The sequence below is a fragment of the Acidiphilium iwatense genome (assembly GCF_021556475.1).
Taxonomy (GTDB): Bacteria; Pseudomonadota; Alphaproteobacteria; order Acetobacterales; family Acetobacteraceae; genus Acidiphilium; species Acidiphilium iwatense.
In genome coordinates, this window is the sequence record NZ_JAKGBZ010000022.1 from 51,556 (window position 1) to 57,647 (window position 6,092).

Sequence of the window (6,092 nt, forward strand, 5' to 3'; positions counted from 1 at the left end):
GTTATCGGGTCAGGTACGCGCCCACGGGCGGCTGGAAGCGAGCTTCAGCCAGGGCGAGAGGTGGAAGAGGCTCATCAGCAAGTACATCGCGGTCATGCCGTCGATCGGCAGGATGCTCGAACCCGAGGAGCAGAGGGCGATCGGCGGCGCATCCTTCGCCGCGATCCACGCCATGAACGCGAAGGTCGGCGACGCCGCGAGACCGAGCCAACCGGCGGTGGGGGCGCGCCAGGCTAATCCACTGCCTTTGTTTGCCGCTGAGAGAATCGTCATTTTCCGGCTCCCGATCGATTGTCGCCGTTTCCGGCCGTTGTAGGATAGAGTGAGGATGTAGGGCGGACAGAAAGACGGGTGAGAGTGACAAGTGTGACGGGATTCCGATGGACTCGCTGATTACGACCGCGGCCCGAGCGCTCGCGGCGGGCGATCCGCTGGCCGCGTTCAAGCAGGTCGCGCTGCGCGACGATCCGCCGGCGCTCGCGCTGCGCGGCATCGCGATGGCGCAGCTCGGCAACCTCGCGCGCGCGAAGGAACTGCTGCGGAGCGCCGCGCGTGCCTTCGGCCCGAAGGAGGCGACAGCCCGTGCACGGTGCGTGGTCGCCGAGGCCGAGATCGCGCTCGTCTCGCGCGACCTGGGCGGCCCCATGCAGACGCTCGGCGCGGCGCGGGCGACGCTCGAAACGAATGGCGATCGGGCGAACGCCGCGCATGCCGGCTATCTCGAGGCGCGGCGGCTTCTCCTGATCGGGCGTCTCGACGAATCCGAGCGGTCGCTCGACGAACTCGATCTCGATACGCTGCCGCTGGCGTCGCGGACCGGCTACTGGCTAGTCGCCGCCGGCATCGCGATACGGCGCATTCGAGCAGAGTCGGTACGCGCCGCGCTCGATCGGGCCCGCCACGCCGCGCACAAGGCGGGGATCCCGGCGCTTGTGGCCGAGGTCGACCGGGCGTCACGCGCATTCGATGCACCCGCCGCACGCCTGATCGCGCGCGAGGGGGCAAGGCTGCTCGGGTTCGGCGAAGTCGAGGCACTGATGGCTTCGGACGCGCTCCTGGTCGACGCCTGCCGCAATGTGGTGCGCGCGGGGACGTCGGCGGTTCCGCTTGCCGGTCGCCCGGTGCTGTTCGCGCTCACCCGCGCGCTCGCCGAGGCGTGGCCGGAGGACGTGACGCGCGAAACGCTGCTCACGCGCGCCTTTCGAGCACGGGAAGCCGATGAATCGCATCGCGCGCGGCTTCGCGTCGAGATCGGGCGGCTCCGCAAGACGCTCAAGCCGCTGGCCGGACTGAACGCGACCAGGCGGGGCTTCGTGCTGAAACCGCACGGGGCGACGACGGTCGCCGTTCTGGCGCCGCCCGTCGAGGAAGACCATGCCGAGGTGCTGGCCCTGCTCGCCGATGGTGAGGCATGGTCGAGTTCGGCGCTGGCGCTGGCGCTCGACGTGAGCGCGCGCACCGCCCAGCGCGCGCTCGAAGCACTGGCGGAGGACGGCAAGGTCGAATCCTTCGGCCGCGGGCGGGCTTGCCGCTGGCTGACGCCGAACGTGCCGGGTTTCCCGACAAGCTTGTTACTCCCGGCACCGCTGACGCGTGGGTAGATTGAAACCATGAAACACACGCCCGCCGAGATCCTTCGCGAATATGGCCCCTTTCCGGAAGTCGACGGCGTGCACGGAGTCAGCTTCGATGGGGAACGGGTCTGGTTCGCCTCCGGCGACAGGCTGAACGCACTTGATCCCGAGAGTGGGGAAATAGTCGGCGTGCTCGATGTCGCTGCGCATGCGGGAACGGCGTTCGACGGAAAGTATCTGTTCCAGATCGCCGAGGCCGTGATCCGGAAGATCGATCCCAAGACCGGCGAGGTGCTCAGCACGATTCCGGCGCCCGGCAATGGCGGGGATTCGGGGCTCGCCTGGGCTGAAGGAACGCTCTGGGTCGGCCAGAACCGTGACCGCAAGATCCATCAGGTCGATCCGGACACCGGGGCCGTGCTCCGCACCATCGAATCCGATCGCTTCGTCACGGGTGTCACCTGGGTCGATGGCGAGTTCTGGCACGGCACCTGGCAGGACGAGGCGAGCGATGTCCGGCGCATCGATCCCGAGACAGGAGAGGTGCTCGAGCGCCTTGAAATGCCGGCCGGAACCAGTGTCTCGGGACTTGAATCGGACAGGGGCGACCGATTTTTCTGTGGCGGAGGAACCAGCGGAAAGGTGAGAGCCATCCGCCGACCAAGGAGCGTCGATGCGGCAGTGTCTTGAATGACCGCTGCCGAGCACTCCGAAACGTGTCTTGGACGGCCGGGATGCAGTGCAAAGCGGCCCCGTGCAGCGATGCTGGCAGCTGGCCGCTCACCCCCCCTTACAGAATTTCAAACGGCCCCGCTATCCCTGACCGCGACGGCTGGCGATCGCCGCGCCGCCAAGCTGCACCAGCCCGCCCAGCAGCATCGCGCCCCGCAGCCCTTCGGTATCACCATGCAGTGCTGCGAACACCGCGCCCAGCAATGCTACCCCCATGGTCGCCCCGGCCATCCGCGCGACATTGATCAGCGACGCAGCTGTGCCCGACCGCGCGGCGGGAACCGCGCCGACCGCGACTCCGAGCAGCGGCCCGGTCGCCAGCCCCATGCCGAGGCCAGTCAGAACCAGGCCGATTTCGGCGAAGCCGGCCTGCCGCAGCCCCGCTGTCGCCGCCAGGGCCAGAAGTCCGCAGCCGATGATCGCGACGCCGCCGCTGGTCATGAACCGCGTTCCGACCTTATGCGACAGCGCGCCGGACCATGGCGAAACCAGCACGAAAACCAGCGCCATCGGCATCAGTGCCAGCCCGGCGCCGATCGGCCCCAGCCCGCCGGTGCTCTGCCAGACCAGCGGCTGGAGGAACAGCACGCCGTACATGCCGAAGGTCATCGCCATGGTCGCCAGCATCGCCCCGCGAAATGCCGGAATCCGAAACAGGCCGAGCGGCACCAGCGCTTCGGCGCCGCGCCGTCGTTCGGCGACGACGAACCACACGATAGCGATGCAAGCGGCAGCCAGCGCGATGAGGGCGGCGTGGGCGTTGCCATCGGCCATGATAGCCGCGAACACGGCCCCGCCCAGTCCCAGCGCACCGAGGATCTGCCCCGCCGCGTCGAAAGCGCGGTCGCCCCGGTCGGCGGATTCGGCCAGCGCGCGGAACGCCAGCGCCATGGTCGCGATCCCGACCGGAATCACCACGAGGAAAATGCTGCGCCAGCCGAACCAGCCGATCAGAACTCCGCCGAGCGTCGGCCCGATGACGAAGGACAGCCCGTTGCACGCCGCCCAGATGCCCAGGGCATGGCCGCGCATGGCCGGATCGGGCCAGATCACCCGGATCAGCGACAGCGAGGCCGGGATCATCAAAGCGGCGCCGACCCCGGCAAGTGCTCGGCCGCCGATCAGGATCGGCATGTCCGGTGCGGCGGCGCAGAGCAGCGACGCCAGGGTGAATACCAGGATTCCGGCGATGAAGACGCGCCGCCTGCCGTAGAGATCGGCGATCAGGCCGCCGGTCAGCAGCAGGGCGGCATAGACGAGGTTATAGGCGTCCACCACCCATTGCAGGGTCGCCACATCCGCCTTGAAATAGGCCCCGATCGGATGGGTCGCAAGATTGACCACCGAGGTGTCGAGCTGGGCGACCAGAACCGCCCCGCATAGAGTCGCCAAGGCGAGCGGCCGGTTGGTGTTTCGGGTTGCGAGGGTGGTCTGCATAGGCGTCTGCTCCTGCGATTCAGAGCAATCTGGCATTAAGCGGAATCGCAAGGCGATCCGTTTATTGCGCTGGAATTGCTCGCAAAACAAAGAGAAGAACGGAATCGATTTAAAGCCGTCACGCTCTCTGTCGGCAGGGGTGTAGCGCATGGCTTCGGCACAATGCTTCGATGACGGCCGAAGCATTGTGCCCGAAACCGTGATAGAGTGTTCATGCTTCGATGGAGGTTGCCCTGTGGTTTTGTGGCCCAATATCGCCGCGATCGCGGCGCTCATCGCCGATCCGGCGCGCGCGACGATGCTTGCTGCGTTGATCGACGGCAAGGCATTGCCCGCCGGCGAACTTGCCTATGCCGGCGGCGTCACCGCGCAAACCGCGAGTTCGCATCTGGCCAGAATGCTCGATGGCGGGTTGCTCGCCTGCGAGACCGAAGGCCGCCACCGCTATTACCGGCTCGCCGGCCCGCTGGTGGCGGAGGCGCTGGAAAGCCTCGCGGCGATCAGCGCGATCGATACCATCCGGCGCAAGCCGATCAGCCGCGAAATGGAGCGCCTGCGAACCGCGCGGCGCTGCTACGATCATCTGGCCGGGCGCCTGGGCGTCGCGGTGGCGCAGAGCCTGCAAACCAAGGGCTTCATCGTACCGGCACAAGCCAAAAAATTCGAGATCACGCCGGGCGGCGTCTCATGGTTCGGCGGCATCGGCATCGACGTGTTGACGTTGAAACCAACGCGCCACGGCCTCGCGCGGCAATGCCTGGATTGCACCGAACGGACCCATCATCTGGCCGGCCCGCTCGGCGTGCAAATGCTGACCCGGCTATGCGCCACGAACTGGCTGCGCCGCTCCACCGATTCGCGCGCCATCCTGATCACGCCGAAAGGCATGACGATGTTCCGGTCCGAACTCGGCATCGACGCCTCGGCGCTGTGATTTCCGCTCCGCCCGTCTTAGCGGAGTGGACTTTGCCGGACACGTGACCAGAATGTCCGGTTTTGACGTATCTGAATGCCATACCGGGATCGCCACGATTTTTGAATGAATGGAGACGGTATGGATCATCCCATTGAGCGGCACAAAGCGATCCAGCTCGTGTCAGGCGACACATCGGAAAAACCGGCCATGGAGCAAGCCCGGCGGCTTGCCGAACTGGCGGAGGCTCTGGACGAACTTCACAGCTTTCGCAAAGGGCAATTCGTCAGGTGGAAATCCGGCCTCAGGAACAAGGCGGTGCCTGCCTATAACGAGATCGCAATCGTGCGTGAGGTTCTCGCCACCCCCGTGTTCGATACGTGCGAGCAGGCGATGTGTGCCGGCAGCCCCTATTTCGGCGAGCCGCTGACTCTGGTTCTGGCCATTCTCGATCCGGATTGCGATTTTCTCGAATTTCGTTATGATGGCAGGCGGTTTGAGCCGGTCGAGCCATAAGGGGTTCTGGGACGCTCGAACCGCCCGAATACTGTGCGCGGAGCCGCCGCGTGTAACCGTCCAGAATAGAAAAAACTTGATAACGAGGTTCAGGCATGAGCGATAACTCTGCACCAGCCCAACCCGATGGAATTCAGCGTCTCCTTGATAGGGTTAGCGGCATTGTCAATGCACACCAGTCTTCAAAAAAACTATACGATCGCAGATTCGCCCCCGACTTCAATGTGTCTGATTTCATCGCGCCAGACGAGGCGAAGCTATCGGAAATTCTCGCCTGGTTTCTTGATCCTCTCGGCACTCACGGGCAGGGCAGCCATTTTCTTCGGCTTTTTCTCGGTATGATCGGCGAAAATTTTCAGGACGAGGAGTGCGGCTCCGCATCAGTCCAGAGAGAAGTCAGTGTAGCGCAAGGTTGTTTGGATATTCTGATCAGTACGGGTCATCTCCGCGTGATCATTGAGAACAAGCCATGGGCAGGCGATCAGAATCAGCAGCTCGCGCGCTATTTTTCTTATTTAGACCATAATGGCGCTGGCAATGGTATCGTAATCTACCTCACGCCCAAAGGGATGGCTCCATCCGGGTACAGCCTTCCTGAACCAGAACAGCAACGTCGAATCGAAGCACAGCAGCTTCGTCAGTGGGGTTACGGCAGAGAAATTCTGGAATGGTTGGCGAGATGCCGTGCCGGTTGCCAGGCGGAACGCATCCGGATGTTTATCGACGATTTTTCCCGCTACATCAGCGCGGAATTTCAAGGGATAAGGGATAATACCATGAGCGATCATATCATCGATCTCATGTCTCCCCTCATTTTGAGGCCGCAGGCGCCATTTAGCCGAAGAATCGATTGAGGCCTGTCGGCATTCCGGAAGGAATCCTGGCGGCCCGGTTCCGATTCCGATTGTTGCGCGCCGCCG

The 6,092-nt window shown here is 64.4% G+C and carries 7 protein-coding genes; 5 read left to right on the forward strand and 2 right to left on the reverse strand.

From position 1 onward, the window contains the following. Positions 1-9: 9 nt before the first annotated feature. A complete protein-coding gene (locus L2A60_RS12110; protein ID WP_235704636.1) occupies positions 10-273 on the reverse strand; it encodes a hypothetical protein in 264 nt (87 codons plus the stop codon). Between the two features lie 107 nt (positions 274-380). On the opposite strand from L2A60_RS12110, the gene L2A60_RS12115 reads away from it, so the two are divergent. Together L2A60_RS12115 and L2A60_RS12120 are read left to right on the forward strand one after the other, a co-directional pair. Next, positions 381-1,601: a helix-turn-helix domain-containing protein gene (locus L2A60_RS12115; RefSeq protein ID WP_235704637.1), complete on the forward strand. Its 1,221-nt coding sequence runs from the start codon at positions 381-383 to the stop codon at positions 1,599-1,601. A 9-nt stretch (positions 1,602-1,610) separates the two neighbouring features. Next, positions 1,611-2,264, forward strand: coding sequence for a Vgb family protein (locus L2A60_RS12120; protein WP_235704638.1), 654 nt, complete (start codon positions 1,611-1,613; stop codon positions 2,262-2,264). 123 nt (positions 2,265-2,387) lie between these two features. On the opposite strand, the gene L2A60_RS12125 is transcribed toward L2A60_RS12120, so the two are convergent. Then, a complete protein-coding gene (locus L2A60_RS12125; RefSeq protein WP_235704639.1) occupies positions 2,388-3,743 on the reverse strand; it encodes an MFS transporter in 1,356 nt (451 codons plus the stop codon). A 235-nt stretch (positions 3,744-3,978) separates the two neighbouring features. On the opposite strand from L2A60_RS12125, the gene L2A60_RS12130 reads away from it, so the two are divergent. From L2A60_RS12130 to L2A60_RS12140, 3 genes are all read left to right on the forward strand, one after another. Then, entirely contained in the window at positions 3,979-4,677 is a 699-nt protein-coding gene (locus L2A60_RS12130; protein ID WP_235704640.1) for an ArsR/SmtB family transcription factor, read from the forward strand. A gap of 189 nt (positions 4,678-4,866) precedes the next feature. Continuing rightward, positions 4,867-5,172: a hypothetical protein gene (locus L2A60_RS12135; RefSeq protein WP_235704641.1), complete on the forward strand. Its 306-nt coding sequence runs from the start codon at positions 4,867-4,869 to the stop codon at positions 5,170-5,172. Between the two features lie 95 nt (positions 5,173-5,267). Continuing rightward, the gene (locus tag L2A60_RS12140; protein ID WP_235704642.1) at positions 5,268-6,026 is read left to right on the forward strand and encodes a PDDEXK-like family protein; all 759 of its coding nucleotides are present in this window, start codon (positions 5,268-5,270) and stop codon (positions 6,024-6,026) included. Positions 6,027-6,092 lie beyond the last annotated feature (66 nt).